The organism is Mesorhizobium sp. C399B, assembly GCF_030323185.1.
GTDB lineage: Bacteria > Pseudomonadota > Alphaproteobacteria > Rhizobiales > Rhizobiaceae > Mesorhizobium.
The window spans coordinates 5,884,017-5,903,906 of the sequence record NZ_CP100472.1 but is presented as its reverse complement, the minus strand read 5'-3'; the positions used below and the strand labels follow the sequence as shown (position 1 = coordinate 5,903,906).

Annotated in this window: 18 protein-coding genes; 6 read left to right on the top strand and 12 right to left on the bottom strand. The window is 61.8% G+C overall.

Annotated elements, in window-relative coordinates; all coding sequences use genetic code 11:
- Positions 1–82 precede the first annotated feature (82 nt).
- Positions 83–823 carry a sulfotransferase family protein gene (locus tag NLY36_RS28100; RefSeq protein WP_023735413.1) on the top strand — a complete coding sequence of 247 codons (741 nt, stop codon included), beginning with the start codon at positions 83–85 and terminating at the stop codon, positions 821–823.
- A gap of 22 nt (positions 824–845) precedes the next feature.
- Here NLY36_RS28100 and NLY36_RS28095 read toward each other — a convergent pair whose 3' ends face one another.
- From NLY36_RS28095 to NLY36_RS28080, 4 genes are all read right to left on the bottom strand, one after another.
- Positions 846–1,034 carry a hypothetical protein gene (locus NLY36_RS28095; RefSeq protein ID WP_023671412.1) on the bottom strand — a complete coding sequence of 63 codons (189 nt, stop codon included), beginning with the start codon at positions 1,032–1,034 and terminating at the stop codon, positions 846–848.
- A 285-nt stretch (positions 1,035–1,319) separates the two neighbouring features.
- Positions 1,320–2,024 (bottom strand): Crp/Fnr family transcriptional regulator, encoded by a 705-nt coding sequence (locus NLY36_RS28090; protein WP_023697774.1) that lies wholly within the window; start codon positions 2,022–2,024, stop codon positions 1,320–1,322.
- A gap of 171 nt (positions 2,025–2,195) precedes the next feature.
- Complete coding sequence (locus NLY36_RS28085) at positions 2,196–2,369, bottom strand: hypothetical protein (protein ID WP_023689840.1); 174 nt, start codon at positions 2,367–2,369, stop codon at positions 2,196–2,198.
- 140 nt (positions 2,370–2,509) lie between these two features.
- Positions 2,510–2,665, bottom strand: coding sequence for a DUF1127 domain-containing protein (locus NLY36_RS28080; RefSeq protein WP_023671409.1), 156 nt, complete (start codon positions 2,663–2,665; stop codon positions 2,510–2,512).
- Positions 2,666–3,282: 617 nt separating this feature from the next.
- On the opposite strand from NLY36_RS28080, the gene NLY36_RS28075 reads away from it, so the two are divergent.
- Complete coding sequence (locus NLY36_RS28075) at positions 3,283–4,119, top strand: SLC5/6 family protein (protein WP_023697775.1); 837 nt, start codon at positions 3,283–3,285, stop codon at positions 4,117–4,119.
- A 317-nt stretch (positions 4,120–4,436) separates the two neighbouring features.
- Here NLY36_RS28075 and NLY36_RS28070 read toward each other — a convergent pair whose 3' ends face one another.
- Complete coding sequence (locus tag NLY36_RS28070) at positions 4,437–5,504, bottom strand: M35 family metallo-endopeptidase (protein ID WP_023735414.1); 1,068 nt, start codon at positions 5,502–5,504, stop codon at positions 4,437–4,439.
- Positions 5,505–5,772: 268 nt separating this feature from the next.
- Between NLY36_RS28070 and NLY36_RS28065 the strand changes: the two genes are divergently transcribed.
- The 4 genes from NLY36_RS28065 (at position 5,773) to NLY36_RS28050 (ending at position 11,721) form a co-directional block, all read left to right on the top strand.
- Positions 5,773–6,399, top strand: a complete 627-nt coding sequence (locus NLY36_RS28065; protein WP_023697777.1) for a nuclear transport factor 2 family protein — start codon at positions 5,773–5,775, stop codon at positions 6,397–6,399.
- A 48-nt stretch (positions 6,400–6,447) separates the two neighbouring features.
- Positions 6,448–8,406 carry a hypothetical protein gene (locus tag NLY36_RS28060; protein ID WP_023693771.1) on the top strand — a complete coding sequence of 653 codons (1,959 nt, stop codon included), beginning with the start codon at positions 6,448–6,450 and terminating at the stop codon, positions 8,404–8,406.
- A gap of 97 nt (positions 8,407–8,503) precedes the next feature.
- A complete protein-coding gene (locus tag NLY36_RS28055; protein WP_156933185.1) occupies positions 8,504–11,587 on the top strand; it encodes an ATP-binding protein in 3,084 nt (1,027 codons plus the stop codon).
- Positions 11,584–11,721 (top strand): hypothetical protein, encoded by a 138-nt coding sequence (locus NLY36_RS28050; RefSeq protein WP_155921578.1) that lies wholly within the window; start codon positions 11,584–11,586, stop codon positions 11,719–11,721. Before NLY36_RS28055 ends, NLY36_RS28050 begins: the two co-directional genes overlap by 4 nt.
- A 94-nt stretch (positions 11,722–11,815) precedes the next feature.
- Here the strand turns inward: NLY36_RS28050 and NLY36_RS28045 are convergent, their stop codons facing one another.
- The 7 genes from NLY36_RS28045 to NLY36_RS28015 all read right to left on the bottom strand — a co-directional run bounded on the left by NLY36_RS28045 (position 11,816) and on the right by NLY36_RS28015 (position 19,868).
- Complete coding sequence (locus tag NLY36_RS28045; protein ID WP_023689831.1) at positions 11,816–12,799, bottom strand: substrate-binding domain-containing protein; 984 nt, start codon at positions 12,797–12,799, stop codon at positions 11,816–11,818.
- 120 nt (positions 12,800–12,919) lie between these two features.
- The gene (locus tag NLY36_RS28040) at positions 12,920–13,972 is read right to left on the bottom strand and encodes an ABC transporter permease (protein ID WP_023735417.1); all 1,053 of its coding nucleotides are present in this window, start codon (positions 13,970–13,972) and stop codon (positions 12,920–12,922) included.
- The gene (locus tag NLY36_RS28035; RefSeq protein WP_023697780.1) at positions 13,972–15,489 is read right to left on the bottom strand and encodes a sugar ABC transporter ATP-binding protein; all 1,518 of its coding nucleotides are present in this window, start codon (positions 15,487–15,489) and stop codon (positions 13,972–13,974) included. Before NLY36_RS28035 ends, NLY36_RS28040 begins: the two co-directional genes overlap by 1 nt.
- The gene (locus tag NLY36_RS28030) at positions 15,486–16,484 is read right to left on the bottom strand and encodes a LacI family DNA-binding transcriptional regulator (protein ID WP_023735418.1); all 999 of its coding nucleotides are present in this window, start codon (positions 16,482–16,484) and stop codon (positions 15,486–15,488) included. Before NLY36_RS28030 ends, NLY36_RS28035 begins: the two co-directional genes overlap by 4 nt.
- A gap of 265 nt (positions 16,485–16,749) precedes the next feature.
- Complete coding sequence (locus NLY36_RS28025; protein WP_023715154.1) at positions 16,750–17,214, bottom strand: GFA family protein; 465 nt, start codon at positions 17,212–17,214, stop codon at positions 16,750–16,752.
- Between the two features lie 31 nt (positions 17,215–17,245).
- Positions 17,246–17,782: an isochorismatase family protein gene (locus NLY36_RS28020; RefSeq protein ID WP_023697781.1), complete on the bottom strand. Its 537-nt coding sequence runs from the start codon at positions 17,780–17,782 to the stop codon at positions 17,246–17,248.
- A 79-nt stretch (positions 17,783–17,861) separates the two neighbouring features.
- Positions 17,862–19,868, bottom strand: a complete 2,007-nt coding sequence (locus NLY36_RS28015) for an amidase (RefSeq protein WP_031249094.1) — start codon at positions 19,866–19,868, stop codon at positions 17,862–17,864.
- Between the last annotated feature and the right edge of the window lie 22 nt (positions 19,869–19,890).

The following is a 19,890-nucleotide window of genomic DNA, read 5'->3' as shown; positions in this document are numbered from 1 at the left end:
TGCGCGCCGAGGGGCGCGGATGCAACATCATTCCGAGCGGACCGGCATAAAAAGAAAAGCGGTCTCAACAAGGGGGGTTAAAATGACGCTTGAGCTCATCGGGGCCGGATTCGGCCGCACTGGCACATGGTCGACCTTTGCCGCGCTGAACAGGCTGGGCCTTCCCAGCTATCACATGCAGGAAGTCATCCTCAACAAGGCCAACAAGGACCATCTCGACTTCTGGCGCAAGGTGGCCAACAGCCCGCCCGGCAGCCAGCACGACTGGACCAGAGTGTTTGCCAACTACAAGGCGACGGTCGACAATCCGGGATGCTGCGTGTGGCGCGAATTGATGGCCGCCTATCCCGACGCCAAGGTGCTTTTGACGCTGCATCCGCGCGGCGCCGAGGCCTGGTACGACAGCACCATCGACACCATCCACTTCACCGAGACATTGTGGCAGTTCAAGGTGCTGGAATGGCTGACGCCGTTCGGCCGAAAATTCGGCGACATGTCGCACAGGCTGATCTGGGGCCGCACGCTTGCCGGCGTGATGGACGACCGCGCCAAGGCGGTGGCGCGCTACAACGCCTATACCGAGGAGGTGATAGCGGCCGTGCCGCGGGAGAAGCTTCTGGTGTTCAAGGTCAGCGATGGCTGGGCGCCGCTCTGCGGCTTCCTCGGCGTGGCGCTGCCCAACGAGCCTTTCCCCAACCTCAACGACCGCGAAAGCGTCAAGAAGATCATCCGCGACATCATCAACGGCAGCTACATCATGCTGGGGCTGTCGGTGGCGGCGGTGCTTGCGGTGATCGCGGCGCTGTGGTGGTGGCTGGGGTAGCCGCCGGACCGTCAGGGTACCGCTACTTGCGCGTGATCCAGCCGAGGAGATCCGGCTCGACGTCTTCGTGGTCGGTCAGGTCGCGAACCAGGGAAGCGGCGAGCGCGCGCCAGCGCTTTTCCGGGACATTGTCTTCCATCACCGATTTGATGAAGGCGGCGCGCAGGATGGCGCAATCGAAGGCGGATACATCGAAAAGCAGTTCTGCCATTTCGGTTTTCCCCGTTCACATCGGGCGCGCGAGCCTGTCGAAGCCTCAGGCGCCAGCGCCCCCTATACATGGTCGACGACAGCAGATTCATACTCTTGCCGAACCAAGGTTCAACACAATTCGATTGTACGGTTTTTACCAAGCGATTGCGGTTCGTTGCCCGCTTTTGCGCCGATGCTAGATTTGCCGGGCGGCCTCTCCCCAGATGGCCGCAAATGGCCGGCGCGGCTCTGGCAACATGCTTTCACCGGCATTCGCGTCGGCCATTTCCAGCCCGTGCCAGGCTCAGCCCAGCAGGCGTTCGTATTCGGCCTCGGCCTGGCCGTAGAAGCCGTCGGCGACGGCGATCAGGCCATCCCGGTCGCGGATGACGATCTCGCCGCGCCGCGACCGGATCAGGCCGCGCCCTTCCAGGATCTGCAGGCCGATGGTGACGCCCGGACGCCTGACGCCGAGCATGACCGACAGGAACTCATGCGTGATCTGGATCTGATGGCCGACCACCCTGTCGTCACACATCAGGAGCCATCTGGCCAGCCGATCCTCGAGCTTGGCGCGGGCATTGCTCAGCGCCGTGGATTTGGTCTGGCCGTGGAGATAATGGGCATAGCGCAGCAGGAAGGCGCGAAGCGTCGGGCTTTTCTGCAACGCTGCCTTGAACGGCTCGGAATCGATGCACACCGCCTCGCCCGGCATCTGCATGTAGCAGTCATGGGGCGCCCAGTCGGCGCCCATCACCAAGGCGGAGCCCGACATGCCTTCGTGGCCGATGATGCCGACCTCGGTGTCCAGGCCGGGCCGGTTCCTCGCCACCACCGAGGCGAGGCCGCTTTCCAGGAAGCAGACCGAGGCGACCGGCGCGCCCGCCATTTCGAGCGGGGCTTTGAGATCGAGCACACGATGATGCAAATGCGGCGCAAGCAGTGCGAAGTCGGCCGGGTTCATGCGGCGCAAAAGGCCGCTTTTCTCCTTGCTGACCGACTGGTCCATCGCTCTCTCCCCAAGGGCAAGAGCACATGTCATCTCCCAGCCGTCGGCGCCCTGCCCAAATGCAAACGGTCATTGGACGATAGCTGACTCGGATTCAGCCATTGTACTTCGTACAAAACCGACAAATCAGGGGCGACGCCCCATGGATCAATCCAGCAGCTTTTTCCTGGATCAGCGCTTCGGGCGGTCAGCCGCAACCATGCGCGCTTCGCGCACGATGGACGAGCGATCGTTGCCGATCAGCGATGCGATCTCTTGTATCTGCTGCTCGGAGGCCCCGGTTTCCCGCGCCAAGGCCGCGAGCGCCTCGGCGCTCAGACCGGACTGTCTCGGTTGCTCCGCCATGTCTCCAATGCCTCCTGTCGGGGCAGGAGTGCGATGGTCGCTCCCAAGCGTCAGCGCCCATTGATGTGGCTGACGATGCTATACTGTACGCTTCCGAACAATCGATGGCGAGCGATATATTAGCGACGCTGGATGCGGCCCTAGAACGGCAGCCTTATCTCATCGATCGACCTCGACTCCGTCCAGCCAATGTCCTTCTGGATCTCCGTCGGCAGCGCGTTCAGTGCGCGGACGGTCTTCCTGTGCTTGCTGGCGCGCGCCAGGGCAGCGCGAATTCTGCTGAGACTTTCAAACATCGGTTACCTCCATGCAGCAGCAGAGCGCTGCCTTAGGCCCGCTCTTGCGCCACCTCTGTAACCGATCGATTGCGCGGCAACGGTGAAGCGCTTCACAAACCGATGCCGGCCAGAAACATTTGTATACAAATTAGTTGCACTCCCGCGGTGGCGTGATCCGACCTATGGCAGGGCGATCGCATATGGCGCTCCCTCGGGTTCGGCGACCCACCTACCTTCGTCGGCGCAAGGCGATCACATATGAGTTCTTACGAAGAGGACCCCCACCCTAACCCTCCCCACAAGGGGGAGGGAACGCTGCCGCAAGCCACCCATTCTGGCGTGGAACCTAGGCGATTTGCGGCGATCAGCGCCTACCAAGTCTCCCTCCCCCTTGTGGGGAGGGATTAAGGGTGGGGGTATTCGCTGGCGCCGCCTTATGCGATTGCCCTGCCCTCCTCCGCGCCATCGCCGGCATCGGCGTCCGCCAGCCTCGCCTATGGACGAATCCCATCGTGCGCAATAAGGATGGGGTCTGCCGTGGCGCTTTCGCGCCGGGGCAGGCGACGTTCGTTCAATGACGCTGCGCCGGGCGCCTTTGACGCCCCGCAAAAGTGTCGATACCGGGGGATCTGGTCATGACCGACAACAAGCCGACCGTAGACGTTACCAAGGACTGGCAGGCAACGCAGGGCCAGAAGTCCGGCGCCACGCGGCTGCGCCTGTTCGCCGTGCTGTCGTGGGTCATCGCCATTGGCGGCGAGATCGCCGGGATCGTCTTGCTCTACAAGCACAAGTTCGACCAGGGCAACCTGCCGCTGCTGATCGGCATCCTGGTCGGGATCGCGATATTCGCCATCGTCGGCAGCCTGCTCTGGAAGGCGGCCAACCGGAAGGACCCGGCCCGCGAATCCGACACGTTCAGGTTCTTTGTCCAGAACCAGCTCGGCGCGATCATCACGCTGATTGCCTTCCTTCCGCTGGTTCTCTTGATCCTCAACGACAAGAACATGGACCCGAAGAGCAAGAAGGTGGCCGGCGGTATCGGCGCCGTGCTGGCCGTGCTGGCGACGCTGATCGGGGTCAGCTACCAGCCGCCATCGGTCGAGCAGTACACGCAGGACATGAACACCTGCGCGGAACAGATCAAGGCGGGGCAGCCGACCACGGCCTGTTCGCCCGAGGTCGCCGCCCAGGCGCAGGCGATCGCCACCGACTCCACCACGGTGGCCGCGGCGACGAAGGACGCGGCACACCCCAATGGCCAGGATGTCGTCTACTGGATCGCGCCGGAAAACGGCGCCGCCAAGTCCGACACCGAGCATGTCTTCCACCTCTGCGCAGCCGTCAGCCCGCTGAAGGACAAGACCGTCAACAGCGGCTCGGTAACGGAAGCCTACGCCCAGAACGCCATCCGCATCACGAAGCAGATCGAGATGGAACAGAAGCAGTGCGGGTTTACGGCTGCGCCGTGAATCGGCCAGGGTTTGGCGCGCGCAGTGGATCACTGCCAAACCGGTCCAGTTCGTGTTGTCCGCATTAGCATGCGCGCCAGGACTTCGATCCTACATTTCGGAGCCAGCCGGCGGGCGGCTTGCCAAATCCTGACAGGACGAGACGAAAGTTGAAAGTCGCATTTTGGCCGAGAGCGACCGGACCGCTTTCGGTGTGCGGGAGCGATAGCGGACATTCACCATGCGATCGCAATGTGTCCGGCCCTCGGTGATCTTTTCTCGTTTCTGATGGCAATACGGCACCCGTATCCACGCTGGATCAGTTGCCTGGGTGTCCCTCACATCGGAAGATCCGGGTTGTTCTCCGCAAAGTATTCATGACTATCGGCATTTTCTGTGGCTTGCGGGGGGTTTTCAACCGCGAGTAGCTTGGCGGTATTTTGACCACCAGAGGAATAGTCGTCTGTGAAGACGACGACCTCAAAGTGACTAATTTCGTGTACAATCGTTCCAGATCTTGAATCCGTTCCTTTCAGAGCGGCTGACCAGAACTTTTGACAAACAAAGATATTATAAGGTTGACCACGGAACACATACGCATAAACTCCCGGTCCGCAGACGCTGCCGTGACATCCAAACGATATTGCTTTGTTTGCAAGAGCATCCGCAATCTTCGAGAAATTTCCAGTGGCCTTCGCGTACAGTCCTACGGTATGCGCCCCAAACCATGTCAGATATCGTTGGGAATTCGGTTGCTGGGCAGAAGGCGTGCCCTGCAAAACCTGCAGGGCAGCCGAGGCTATGTTGTTTGCTTCCGCCAGCGCAGCGCCAATATCGTCCTGTTGAGAGCTGTCACACTGGTCGAATTTGGGTGCCGAGAGCGGTATCCGTTCCGGAGGAATTCGACCGGATAGAAGCCTGAACGTGACGGCGTTGCTCAGAACCTGGGCGCGTCTCAGGGCACCTTGAGGGCCAACCAGCAGACCCACTCTCTCTGTATCATAGGTAACCGCATAGATCCCTGCTTCATAGATGGCGTAGTACAATGACAGATCGACGGGCACCGAAATCGATTGTCCGGGTTCGATATTGATAAAGTCAGCCTCGGTCGGTTCTGCTCGCTTCACCAAAGGGCCAATATACTGAATTGGCTGCGACCCTCTCGCTACTGAAAAAATTTCGCCCGAGACGCCGTCGATCGGCGTGGTCCACCTGAGCAGTCTGATCGGGCTGCGTGACCGGTTCGTGAGAGTAAAGTCAATAATTAGTGGGGTATCGTTTCCAAAAGAAGTCAGGCGCGATTGCAGAACTATCTCAATTTCCTGATTCTGCTGCGCAAACGCCAAAGGAACTATACTAAAAAAGGCTGAAATTAGAAACACCATATTTCGAACAATGTTCGGCATTTTTTGCTCCTGTGTAACCACGATTAGAATCTATTGTTTCGACTACGTGAGCTTTTTTTTTGCTAACACATGCCAGATCACCCACAGCTGATCCGGCAATCAGGAATAAAATTGCTGCAGACAGGGGAGTACAACTTACCACAAATTCACAAATTCAGGAATACGACATCCCCGGCCTCCAATGACATCGATTTTCACTGGCGCCTTTTTTGGCGTGGTATAAGATGAACCGCTACTTTCCCATCAAGCTCCATCCGAGGGGGCCATTATGAGCGAGCGTTGGAAAGGCTTAATAACAGTCTGCGCGATTTTGAGGTATTTTGCCCTGGCGTATGGGTTCTGTTTTGCTTTCAGCGGCACTGCTTTGGCTGATTCATGTGGAACAGAGGCTACTCATGGCTGGAACGTCAATAATAATCCTCCGGCCGAAGACCGTCAGGCAATCCAAGATCTTTTGTCCCGCTACGCCTGGACGATCGACGAAAAAAATGCAGCCGCGTTCGCCACCCTCTTTGCGGAACCTAAATCGTCTTACTATGAGATTTGCGATGCAGGCAGCAGTGTCCTCGAGCTGACACTCGACCTTGGCCCAGAGTCGGCACATGATCTTCTCGTGCAAATGAAAATAATAGTTAAGAAACTGGAAACCGATAAACTCCAGACCCGGCATCTCGTGACCAACACCTTGTTCGACGTGGTTGACGACAAGACGGTGAACACCAAATCGATAGTCCTTGTGACAATGCAGGACTCCCACTCTTCGGCACCGAGTCTTGACTATTCGGCGGATGCCCGCGCGTCTGTTGTAAAGGGCGATGACGGCATGTGGCGATTTCAATCGCTTACTGTCCACGCTGACTATGACGCTGGCTCTGTCGCAGCGAAGAAGCGATGACGCCCAGAGATCGGCCATGGGTTCACTGGCACGCTCCAGTGGGCTGAGATGCGTGCTGTTGCGCTGATCGCTGCTGTCCTCGGCGTTGCGTTTCTCCTGTTGTCCGGGACGATCGGACATGAAGCTTTTGTGTCGACGCCGCGAGCCGGCGAGAGGCAAGGCTCCAATCAGGCCGACATGATTTGCAGCAAGGCGGGCAACTGCGCGGCGTCACCATTGCCACGCAGTTCCGCTTTCGAGCCGCTGCGCCCTCGCAGCGTCGCTTTCGCTCCCGCTGAACTCGATGGGAAGGCGTTCGCCGAAGCCGTTACGCGATGGAACCCTGACATCTTTTGGGCGCCAGCCTCAAAGAGCACCGACGTCATAACGAGGTCTGGCGATGAAGCGCGGGCGGTGTTCGGTCCTATTCCAGAGGGCGATTGCGGCAGCCCACAGATGAAGGTCATCCCACTGGAAGTTGATGGCAATGTCGTCGACCTCAAGCCCAATCCGACAAAACCGGGCTCTCCGCTGGAGTTCGAGCACAGCAATGAGAACGGAGAGGTGGTGAAATGGACGGCGACATTGCCCAGATGCGACAAGCCTTCGCTAACTGGCAGCTCAACCTACTGTGGGCTGAACTCACGTGCAGTAAGGGTCGTGCGCGGCAACGTGGAATGGCTGTTCCTCTGCAGAAAGTCCAATATCAGCCACGAGGTCAGCACCGATCCCTACTGGACACGGTCGGATCCGAGATTTTCCGTCTTCGGCACCATCGGGTTCAATCGGAAATCCGGAGAAATCATCTTCTTCGACGGCCGCAAGGACCGGAGCGAGTTCGATTGGTCAAAGCCCTTCGTTCCGCCAGGCGGGCGCAACTATTCCGATGACATCGGAAGGGTTGCGGCGGAGAAAATATATGACCCGACGTTCCAGATCTCGTGCCATGCATGCCATGACAACAAAAGCCCCTATGTGATAGATCCGCACATTGAACAGAGCAGGGTCGGTTTCCGTTCAGCCCGCGATTCCAAATCGACCGCCTTCAGCCTGGGAGATTTTCTACCGCGCCGACCGCGGTTGCCGGGCGCGCCGTTCCGCGTGGTCGGCTCCGGTTACACCGGCACCTATCCCAATGAACTTAGCCAAGCCAGGACGGTCGAAGATCCGACCGGAAACTGCACAAGCTGCCACACGCTTACCACACAAATCACCGGCCGCCGTTTTGCCGCGGACGCAGTCGGGTACGAACCGGCGGTCACATCGCCAACCTGGGTCCAATTGCTCGAGCTGCACGAGGAACAGACCGTCTACGCCGGCATAGAAGCACATCGCACGGACTGGGCGATCGGCAGCAGCGGCATCCATCCCTGGATGGTGCCGGGGTCCGGCAATGACCTGTCCTCAGGAACGCCTCGATTGAGCTTGGAAGACTGGCGCAAGCTGAGCGACTGTCTGTGGGGAGCCGGCGGTCCTGAGTGTGGCTACCGCCCACTCTACACGCGCTGCCCGGCGCCAGAAGCGCAGGATGAAGGCTCTTCGCTTGCCGATGCCGAGATTCGGGTTTTGCCTCCACCGCCCGGAGAGGACGTCAGGACGCGTGTCCTTCGCTTAAGCTGGACCTTTCGCAACAGCTACGGTGGTGTTCCCGAGCGCGACGATATCAGGATCAATGTGGCAGTCAGCGCGGGCACGATTCCGGCAAACGGGGATCCGCCGCAAAGTGGCGAATATCCAAGCATCGAGCAGGCAAAGGGCATCAGCGTCGAGGCTATCTCCGGTCCAGTCGGTTCAGCCGGCTCCAGCTTGTGGATCGAGAACGTTTCGTTTGCTGGTCACAAGAAATGGAGCGATCCAGCGCCGTCGATGTCGCCGCGCACCTTCCAGATCGATCTGCCCGGTGAATGCAACCGACGCACCTTAGTTCGTTTGGTGCCCAAACGGTTCTGCTTCGACCAGAGCCAAGCGGCATTTAGCGAGGCAGACCATTTGATCTACGCCGATGTTCAGTGTGGCGAGCCTCAATGAACCACCTGACGCGATCGAAAGCGACTGGTGAGCACCGGGATTTGCGATAACATGACTGGGTGCTACATGGTCGCCGCACTAAGGAGGGTCCCGGAGCGTGACCACGCCGGTTCCATTGGCTAGCCCCATTTTGCCCGGCAATCCGGCGAAACCTGTTGCGGAACGGCGTTATCTCACCATCCTGTTCTGCGACATGGTGGGGTCAACCGAATATGCCGACCGCCTGGATCCCGAGGATTTCCAACACCTGATTGAGAGCTTTCTACAGACCTGCAGCAGCGTCGTCCGGCGCCGCAAGGGCGTGACGGCTAGTTACATCGGCGATGCTATTCAGGCCTATTTCGGCTATCCAACAGCTGGTGAGGACGACAGCGAGTTCGCGGTGCTGGCCGCGCTCGAGATCGTTGATGCGGTGGCCACCATCTCCGCAAATCTGGGATATCCGTTGCAAGTGAGGATGGGTATCGCGAGCGGCCAAGTCGTGGTGGGTGAGTTCGTCGGCGCACCGAGCGGTGTATCCACCGTCGCCTTCGGTCACGTCGCGCATCTAGCGGCACGGCTGCAGGTACTGGCCAAGCCGAATACGATCCTTGTCGACGCGGCGACCTTCGAGGCCGCAAGCGGCGCGGTTGATTTCACCGGGTTCGGCAAACATGAGCTGAAGGGATTCGCCGCGCCAGTCCAGGTTTGGCAGGTGCAAAGGGCGCGCATGGTGCCGACCCGCTTTGCAAAGCGGGCGCGTATGACCAAGCTGTGCGGCCGCAACGCCGAATTGCGACTGCTGATGGAGCACTGGGAGACTGTCGTGCGCGACAGGCGTGGCAATGCCGTGTTGGTCTCGGGGGAGTCGGGAATCGGCAAGTCCCGGTTGCTCAACGAAATCCAGCAGCGTCTGCGCAGCTTTCCGCAACTGACCATGCAATGTTCTCCGACCTTTGAGAACAGCACCCTTTATCCATTCCTCGCAGAGTTGCAGAGGATTGCAACGATCGAGGACGGTGACTCAACGGAAGAAAAGCTTCGAAAGCTCCGCAACGGATTGTCGATAGGCTCGGTGTCCAGCGACATCGCGCTGGCGATCTTCTCAGGCCTGCTCGGGATGCCGACGACAATGCCGGACAGGCTTGAAGGGACAAGTGCCGAACGACAGCGCAACATTGCCGAGCAAGCATTCATCGATCTGGTCAGTTATTTGGCGCGAACTACCCCGATCCTGATCTTGTTCGAGGATGAGCAATGGGCCGATGCGACCTCGCGCGACCTTCTCGAAAAAATCGTCGCCAGCCTGGCTTCGACACCCGCCCTCTTGCTTGTGTCGAGCAGGAACAACGCAAGCGTTCCATGGGTCGACGGCCCTGACGGGCACCATATCAGGCTTGAAGCGCTCAGCCGAGCGGACGCTGAAGCGATTGTCCATGACATTAGTCCGAATGCGCTCGCTGCTGACGTAGCAGCGGTGCTCGATCGCGGTGAAGGCGTCCCGCTCTATATCGAAGAGCTTACTCGAAGCGTGGTCGAAACAGGGTTGCGCCTAGACGTATCGCAGCCCAAGCGTCTGTCACTCACGAACAACATTCCAAACTCTCTGCAGTTCTCGTTGCTTGCCCGTCTCGACAGGCTGGGGACCGCCAAGGAAGTCGCGCAGATCGCGGCGGCGATCGGCCGCGAATTCGATTTCGACATGCTGCGCGAAATTTGTGATTGGCCTGAAGCGGAGTTGCGCGCTGCGGTTGGTGAGCTGATGCGCACAGGGCTGATCGTAGCCGAGCGAGGGACGGCCGGAGCAGGCTTTTCGTTCACCCACGTGCTGCTCCAGCAGGCCGCTAGAGGCACGATGCTGCACGAACGTGCGCAACAGATTCACAAATCGATTGCCGAATGCATCGAGCTGCGCGACCCCAACGCGGGCTTTGCCTATCCCGAAGTGCTCGCTGAGCATTTCGCCGACGCCGGTCTGTTCGATCGCGCCGCTGACTACTGGCTGCAGGCAGGGCTGAAGGCCGCCAAGACTTGGGCGAAAGTTGACGCAGTGCGTATCTTCAGGAAAGGGCTTGAAGCAGCGAAACTCTTGCCTGACTCCGACGATCGTAGCCGCAGGTTGCTTCGCTTCGAACTGGAACTGGGCGACGTTCTGTACGCTGCGCTCGGCTACGTGACGGGCGAAGGCAGTGCCGCGTATCAGCGGGCCATAGCGCTGAGCGGGAAGCTTGGCGAACTGGAGGCGACGATTAGGGCACTCGACGGGCTTTTCGGTACCCATTTCAACTCGGGCCAGTTTGGTAAGGCCCTCGCGGCCAGTGATGAATTAATTCGAGTCGGCGAGGAGGGCGGCTACCTAAACGCGCTCGTTATAGGTCTGCAGTTTAAGGGCATGAGTCTGTTCTGTCAGGGTGAGTTGGCGGAGGCTCGGCAATATCTTGAGCGCGCTCTCAGCCACAAGGGCAGTGCAGACGAGGTCGGCAGCGACTTTCCGAGTATGGCCATGATCTACCTTTCGTGGACCTTGCATATTCTGGGGTATCGCCGTCAAGCGCTGAAACTCTACCTCGAGGCGGAGGCGACCGTTCGGCAGCAATCCGCCTATCGCTTGGCCGCCTGCTTGGGAAACGGGTGTGTGTTGTTCGCCTTCCGCGAAGAGAGCAGGGATATCGCTCGGCTGGCGGATGAACTTCTGCCATTAGCGCAGGAAAACGGTTTCAACCTCTGGACACGGGTGGCGCGCTTTTTTGGTGGCTTGGCTGCATCAAGCCTCGATGACAGTCTGGTGGGAAGCCATATGATGGCATTGACCGAGAGTGACCTTGAAGATCAGGAAGTCGACAAATCGTGTTATTTAGGCTTACTGGCCAAAGCTTTCATTAACTCTGGACAATTCGATATAGCGGCAGAGACCGTCGAGAAAGGTCTGCGCGAGGCCGAAAAGATTGGCGAGCATTACTTTACAGCTGCCTTGCTTCGCATTCGCGGCGAGATCGAACTTGCAAATGGAGTCGGAGACAGAGCGGCAGAGGCTTCTTTCCGCGAGGCTATTGCCTTTGCGCGGCAGCAGCGCGCTAGGAGTTGGGAGTTGCAGGCGACCAATAGTCTGGCAAAGCTATTGCGGTCACAGGGTAGATTCGAAGAGGCGCGTGCGGAATTGCGGGAGATCAACGATTGGTTCATCGCAGCAGACATTGAGTGATTAACGACGCATCACGTTCTGCCGGCAATCTCGACGAGCGCGGATTCGGCAACATCACGATCCCCGGCGCAGCCGCAACTTACGGTTTAAAGCAGACCAACGTCCGCTTACGGGTAGCGATGGCATTGATCTGAAGGCCGGCAGCGGCCATTCACCCGTAGCTCGCCGCAACGCAACAAGGCCCCTCCTGGGGCCTTGCTTTCAACCTCAGTGCTGAGCGTAGCCCCCTCACTTCCCCATCAGCTGCTTGGCATTCTCGGCCGTGATCGCGGTGGTTTCCACCGTCACCGTCTTGTCCACCTCGGTGGCGCAATCGAGCAGGATCTTTTTCGACATCTCGATCGCTTCCTTGGCGCCCGTCGGGTAGGTGAAGGTTGCGACCCAGTCGCCCTTGGCCACGGCTTCGATGCCGCCGGCCGGGCCCGGCAGGCCATCGGTGCCGATGATCTTGACGTCCTTGCCCGCGCCCTTGGCGGCGAGCAGCGCGCCGGCGGCCATCATGTCATTGGAGGCGTAGAGCACCTTGATGTCGGGGTGCGCCTGCAGCATGGCGGCGAAGGCGACCTGCGCCTTGTCCGGCACCCAGTCGGCGGCCTGCTCGGCGACGATCTGGACCTTCGGGTTGCCTTTCACGCCTTCCTTGAAGCCGTTGAGGCGCTCCACCGCCGGCGTCGAGCTCGGCAGGCCTTGCAGCACGGCCGCCTCGCCGCCATCGGGCAGCAGGGTCTTGGCGGTGTACTTTCCGGCTTCCTCGGCGATCTTGAAATTGTCGCCGCCGATGAAGGCGGTGTAGTCCTTGCCCGGGTCGCCGACCGTCTTGCGGTCAAGCTCGATGACCGGGATGCCGGCATCCATGGCGCGCTTCACCGCCGGCGTCAGCGGTGCGGCCTCGAAGGGCGAGATCAAAAGGATATCGACCTTCTGGGTGATGAAATTGTCGACCTGCGAGGTCTGCGTGTTGACGTTGCCGGCGCCGTCGGCGATCTGCAGCGTGAAGCCAGGCACTTCCTTGGCCGCCGCCTCCAGCTCGTCATTGACGTGCTGGCGGTAGGGCTCGGCATTGTTGGCCTGCGAAAAACCGATGACGAACTGGCCGTCCTTGGCGCAGGCTTTCACCAGCGGCTCGGCGGCGTAAGCGGAGCCTGCAATGCACAGGCCGGCGCCTGCCAGCAGCACGGCCTTGAGGGTCGATCCTCTTAGTGTCGTTTTCATAACTCACTCTCCTCCTCGTCCGGCCGGGGGGCCAGACCTTGGTTTGACGTTCACGTGTTGCCGTCTCCTCCTTGTTTGTTTGTGCATGTCGTCATCGCAAAACCTTTTGCGCGACATGCACTAACGACCCAACCCCTCGCGGCGGCGAACGAGGGATTGAAGCACTGCCGCCAGGACGATGATCGCGGCGGTCGCGAGCAGCTGCATGGCGGGCGTGATGTTGTTGAGCTGCAGGATGTTGGCGAGCGCGCCCAGCATGATGGTGCCGGCAACGGTGCCGACCATGGAGCCGGCGCCGCCGAACAGGCTGGTGCCGCCGATGACCACGGCGGCGATGGCCGTCAGCTCATAGCCCATGCCGTCATTGGCGCTGCCGAAATTGAACTGGCCGGCATGGACGATGCCGGCAAGGGCGGCGGCAAAGCCGGTGATGGCGTAGACCGAGATCTTCACCATCGACACCGGCACGCCGGATATGCGCGCGGCGCGCTCATTGCCGCCGACGGCAAAGACATAGCGGCCGAAGCGCGTGGTGTTGAGCACGATGGTGGCGATCGCGGCAAAGACGACGAACACAAGCGTCGCCACCGGCACGGTGTTGTTGAACAGCCGCTCGCCCAGCACGGCGAACACCGGCGGCGCCAGGCCCGGCCCTTCGCCATAGGAAATGTTGATGTACTGATTGCCGGAGACGACCAGCGCCAGCCCGCGCGCGGCCTGCAGGCCGGCCAGCGTGACGATGAACGGTTCCAGCCGAAAGCGGGTGGAGATGGTGCCCTGGATGGCGCCGAAGAAGATGCCCAAAGCGAGCACGGCGAGGATGGTGGGGATCAGGCCGAAGCCGCCGGAGATCATCATCGAGGCGGTGACGACGCTGGACAGGCCAAGCACCGCGCCGACCGACAGGTCGATGCCGGCCGTGATGATGACGAAGGTCATGCCGATGGCGATGATGCCGGTCTCCGACACGGCGCGCACGATGTTGGCGATGTTGTCGGGGTTGAGGAACAGGATTTCGCCGTGGCGGCGCGGCGAGAAGATGATGCCGCCGATCGCCACCAGCACCAGGCCGATCAGGCTCTGGAAGCGCACGATGAGCGCCAGCGGGTCGCGATGCTTTTGAGGCGCCGCCATCACCGGGCTCGCTGCCACTGGGTTGTTGTCCTGAGACATCAGGCCTCCCTGCCGTTAGCCGCGGCCAGCACCGTGTGCTCGTCGACGCCGCCCAAAAATTCCGCCACATTGCGCCCCTGGCGCAGCACCACGATGCGGTCGCACAGACCGATCAGTTCCGGCATCTCGCTGGACGCCACCAGAATGCCGAGCCCTTGCGCGGCGAGTGCCCTGAGCCGCTGGTAGATCTCGCCCTTGGCACCGACATCGACGCCGCGCGTCGGCTCGTCGAGCAGCAACAGGCGGGGGTTGCCGAGGATTTCTTTTGCCAGCACCACCTTCTGCTGGTTGCCGCCGGACAGTGCGCCGACGGCGATATCAGGGTTCTTCGGCCGGATGTCGAACTGACCGAAGGATTCCTTCACCGCCTCGGCCTGGCGGCGCGGCGAGACCAGCCAGTTCGGCGAGATTCTGGATATGACCGACATCACCAGATTGAGGCCGACCGCCATGCGCAGCATCAGGCCCGAGCCCCGGCGATCGTCGGTGACGAAGGCGATGCCGGCGTGGCGGGCAGCACTGATCGAATCCAGTTTCACCGGCTTGCCCGATATGGCGACCTCGCCCTCCCAGCGGCCGGACAGGCCGGTGCCGTATAGCGCGGAGAGCAGTTCGGTGCGCCCTGCCCCCATAATGCCGGCCAGGCCGACGATCTCGCCTTCATAGACATCGAGCGAAACACCTTGCGGCGCCTGCCAGCCGGCGCTATCGCGGGCGAGCCTGAAGCTGGCGTTCCTCAGGCTGAGCAGCGGCTTGCCCGCCGCTTTGGCGCGCTGCGGATAGAGCTCGTCCAGGGGACGTCCGACCAGCAGCCTGACCAGCTCCGCCTGCGGCGCGTGCGGCTCGGTGATGCCGGCGACGCGGCCGTCGCGCATCACCGTCACCCGGTCGGCAATCCCTGGCACTTCCTCCAGCCGATGCGAGATATAGACGATGCCGACGCCGGTGGCTGCGAGTTTTCTCATGATGTCGAACAGCCGCTCGACTTCGCCGACGGTAAGTGCGGCCGTCGGCTCGTCCATAATCAGCACGCGCGAGGCGTAGGACAGCGCCTTGACGATCGCCACCACCTGGCGCTGGCCGATCGACAGGTCCGCCACCATGGCGGACGGATCGATGGCGATCTCGATCGCCTCCAGCCGCTTCTTCGCCTCACGGCGCATTGCCGGCACGTCGAGGAAGCCGCCCGGAAGCATCAGTTCGCGGCCGAGGAAAAGATTGGCCGCGACATCCAGCGACGGCACCAGGTCGAGCTCCTGGAAGATGGTGGCGATGCCCGCCGCTTGCGCCTCGCGCGGGTTGTTGAAGCGCACGGGTCTGCCGTCGATCTCGATCATGCCTTCGTCCGGCGTGTAGACGCCCGACAGAAGGTTCATCAGCGTCGACTTGCCGGCGCCGTTTTCGCCGAGCAGCGCATGGATCTCGCCCGCCTTGAGGTCGAAGTCGACGCCGCGCAGCGCCTGCACGCCGCCGAAGCGTTTGACGGCGCCCGTCATCACCAGAAGCGGCGCCTTCATTTCGGCCTCCCGCAGGAGGCGCGCGCCCGCAGCGTCGCCTGCAGCCGCACCGAACGTGGCTCTGAACCGGTCGCCGCGATGCGGGCGCTGAGCAGGGCTGCCGCCTGCCTGCCTATCTCGGTGCAGGGCTGCGCGACCAGCGTCAGGCGCGGTTCGAAACAATCGGCCCATTCGAAATCGTCGAAGCCGGCCAGCGACAGATCGCCCGGAATGGTGAGGCCTTTTTCGCGGATGGCGCGGACGGCTCCGATCGTCGTCATGTTGTTGCCGGTGACCAGTGCGGTTGGTGGCGACGGCAGCGACAGGATGGCGTGGGTGGATGCGGTCGCCGCCGCCGTGTCGACATTCTCGGCCGAGAGATAGTGCGGCACGCTTTCAAGTCCATTGGCGGCGAGCGAAGCCTGGAACGCCTCGATGCGCTCGCGCGTCGTCGTCAGGCCGGGCTGTCCGGCGATATAGCCGATGCGCTTGTGGCCGAAGGAGGCGACATGGTCGATCAGCGCGCGCATCGACGTTTCGTTCTCGACGCCGATCTGATCGAAGCGCTCGTCGGCGAAACGGTCGATCAGAACGCATGGCATCTTCTTGTCGGCGAGGTAATCGATGGCGCGCTGCGGCGAGCCCGACGGGGCCAGGATGACGCCGTCGACGCGGCGCTGATGGAAAGCGCGCACCACCTGCAGCTCGCGGTCGGGATCTTCCTGGGTGTCCGACAGGAAGACCATCAGCCCGAGCCGCGCGCATTCGGCCTCGACCGCGCAGATGATGTCGGTGAAATAAGGGTTGGAGATCGCCGAGATCGCCAGGCCGACGCTGTTGGTGGTCGAGGCCTTCAGTGAGCGCGCCAGCTCGTTGGGCTGGTAGCCCATGGCGGCAATGGCGTCGTTGATCAGCCTCGCCTTTTCCAGCGAAACGAAGCGCGTGTTGTTGACGACATGCGAGACGGTCGACACCGACACACCGGCGCGCCGCGCCACTTCAGCCATTGTCGGCAAGACAAATAAGCGCCTGCAAGCGCTCCTCCCTTATGCGTTTCCCGTCCGCTCTGATGGCGGATTTTGAGGGAGTTTAGGGCCATCGAAACGTTTGCGCAATCGATTCGATGCAAATTTTTAGCGGGGCTTATCTCCCCCCTCGAGGGGGAGATGTCGCCGAAGGCGACAGAGGGGGTCGCCGCGCGTGAAGCGCCAACCTTCCATCTGCAGCAAGGACGTCGAGCCCAGTCGCACCGACCCCCTCTGGCCTGCCGCCATCTCCCCCTCAAGTGGGGAGACTCGCGGTTTCAGCAAACTCCGCCACCAGCCCCTCATATTCCTCAAAGGCCGGCAGCGCCTCATAACTGTGCACCGCAGGCGTCGTCGCCCAGGGCAGCTTCTCGCTGGTCCATGTCTCGATGAACGGCGTGAACCAGCCGGGCTCGTCGAGCATGGTCGGACGCAGATTGACGAACCAGTCGAGCCCTTCGGGGCGCGTGAACATCCAGCTCATGCAATGTGGGCAGAAGAAATGTTTCGAGGCGCCGTGCAGCCCGCCGATCACCGGCTCGCCTAGCGTGATCTCGAAGCCGTCGGAGCGAATGGCGGCGCTTAGCGAATAGGCGCTGGCCGACATGGTCTGGCAGCCGGTGCAATGACAAGCCATGGTCAAAAGCGGCTTTGCGGAAATCTTGAGCCGCACGCGTCCGCAGCGGCATCCGCCTTCGGCCGGCAATTTCAGGGTTGGCACGGCAGTCTCCCACTCTTCGAAGCGCGGTGCTTCAGTCGCCGGTCAGCGCCTTCGTCGTCACCAGCGTGACGCCGGCATCGGTGAAATCAGCATTGTACCGGGCGATGATCTCGGTCGCGGTTTCGCCTTCAGTGTCCAGCGTCGAGTGCGCATCGGAAACGACAGTGACGCCGAGGCCCTCGGCCAGGCCGCCCTTGACGGTGCCGGCGATGCAGAAATCGGTTTGCGCTCCGGCGAGCACGACTTCGCCGGCCCCCTGCCCGGCCACCCAGGCGCCAAGCTCGGCATTCGAGAATGCGTTGCGGACGGTCTTGGAGAATGTCGGCTCGTCCTTGGCCTGGCCGAGTTCCGGCCATACCGGCCAACCCGGCTCGCCCGGCGCCAGCGGATCGCCGGCCGGCCCGTCATGCCGCACGAACGCGATTTTTCGCCCGCTGCGCCGTGCCCAGTCGATCAATGAGCGGGTACGCTCGGCTATGCCCGGCGCATCATGGATCGGCGGCTCGACGCGCCCGTCGAACATGTTGGTCTGGAGATCGATGACGATGAGGGGAGCGAGGTTTGGCATGGCGAGAAGATAACGCGGGCGATGGGAGGGTCAAGACGGCGAAGCTGCTGATCTCCCCCTTGGGGAGATTACATGTACCTCACCCGATTCCACCCGCGACCACGTAAGCACCAGCCGTGCGTCCATCCTCCAGCCGTATGACGGCCGTAACGATCGAGCCGTAAGCGCCTCGCCACACACTGTGCATTCTTTCGTGCTCGCCGGCGGGCACCAGGATGCGACCGTGAAAGCTTGTGCCGCTGCGCCGCAGAGCGACCGGTTCGCCATTGACGTGAACCTTGACGCCAGCGGTCTCCGCATCGAGTTCAACCGTCACGGCGATCTCGGCCTGGTCTCCTCGCCGCGTCGTCTCGGCAACAAGCGTAAGCCTCGGCGCCGGCGCATCGCTGGCCCGCAATCCACCAGGCCGCCCCGCAAACACATCGTCCGGCAATTCCGGCGTGCGCGGCGGGCTGGTGCGGCGTTGGGTGGCGCGCTCGTAATCGCCGGCGAGCCGCAGCAACTCCGCATCATCATAGGCCTTGCCCGCAAAGGTCAGCCCGACCGGCATGCCGATATCGGCCATCGTTCCCATCGGCACGGTGACGGTCGGGATGCCGAGATGACGCCATACCAGATTGCCGTTGGCGACCCAGGTGCCGTTGCGCCAGGCGATTTCTGCTGAGGTCTCGTTGACGTCGGCATCGGCCGGGCCGACATCGGCGACCGCCGGCAGCACGACGGCGTCGAGCCTGTGCTCGTCCAGCCAGTCCTCGAAGTCGATGCGCCGCGTCGCCTCCAATCCCTTCAGACCTTCCGCCAGCCTTGGAATATCCAGCAATGGCGTCACGCCCTGTTTGGCGCGTGTGACATAGTCCGCCAGATCGAAACCGTCGTCGCCATAGCGGTCCGGCAGCGCGCCCGGCGGCCGCGGGAAGATTTTTGGCCCGTCGACCGTGGCCAGGTCGGGGATGGCCGGGTCGGCATTGGCGCGCAGGAAATCGTCCCAGCCCCAGATGCAGAGATCCCAGATTTCGCGCTCGGCGAAGGCTTCCGGCACCAGCCCGCGTTCGACCATGGTTTTTGTGCCCGGACGGTCGCGCTCATAGTTCGAGACGACGGGGAAATCGACCTCGACCACCTCCGCGCCGAGCTTTTCCAGATCACGCGCCGCCTGCCGCCAGAGGTCGAGCACCGAGGCGCGGGTCTCGATGGGTTTGGGCGCGCCGCCGTCGCGGCCGATATACATTTTCGGCACGCCGAGGCGTTTGCCTTTCAACGAGCCCTCCAAGGCGAGTGTAGTGTAGCTTGGCGGCCTGAGAGCAGCGCTTTTCGCGATCGACACCCAGGGCTGCGCGCGCCAGAAATCGCCGCGCGTCTCGGTATCGTCGGCGACGATCACGTCGAGCAGCTCCAGCATGTCGGCAATGCCGCGCGTGTGCGGCACCACCACATCCATGGTCGGCACCAGCGGCCAGTTGCCCCTGACCGAAATGACGCCGCGCGACGGCGTGTAGGCGACAAGTGCATTGTTGGACGCCGGCGCGCGGCCGGAAGACCATGTCTCCTCGCCCAGCCCGAAAGCGGCAAAGCTGGCGGCGGTCGCGGTGCCGGAACCGTTGGACGAGCCGGAAGCGAAGGCGGCGGTCAGGTAATCTGCATTGTAGGGGCTTTCGGCCCGGCCATAGACGCCGCGCTGCATGCCGCCATTCGCCATTGGCGGCATGTTGGTCAGCCCGATCAGCACAGCACCACCGGCCCTCAGCCTGGCAATGGTGAAAGCGTCCTCGTTGGCGACGAGATGCTCGAAGGCGGGCGAGCCGGCAGCCACCGTCAGGCCCTTCACCTTATAGCTGTCCTTGGCGGTGTAGGGGATGCCGTCGAGCGGCCCGAGCGCAGCACCATTGCGGCGGCGCAGGTCGGACGCCGCCGCCTCCTCGAACATTGCCGGGTTAAGCACCGGCACGGCATTGAGCGCAATGCCATGGCGGTCGTAGTGCGCGATGCGCCTGAAATACGCGCCGGCCAACTCGACGCTGGTGACGGTACCGTCTTCCAACGCGCGCCGCAGATCGGCAATCGAGGCTTCGACGATGTGGAGGGGCATGGGATTCTCGAGATGCAGCGGC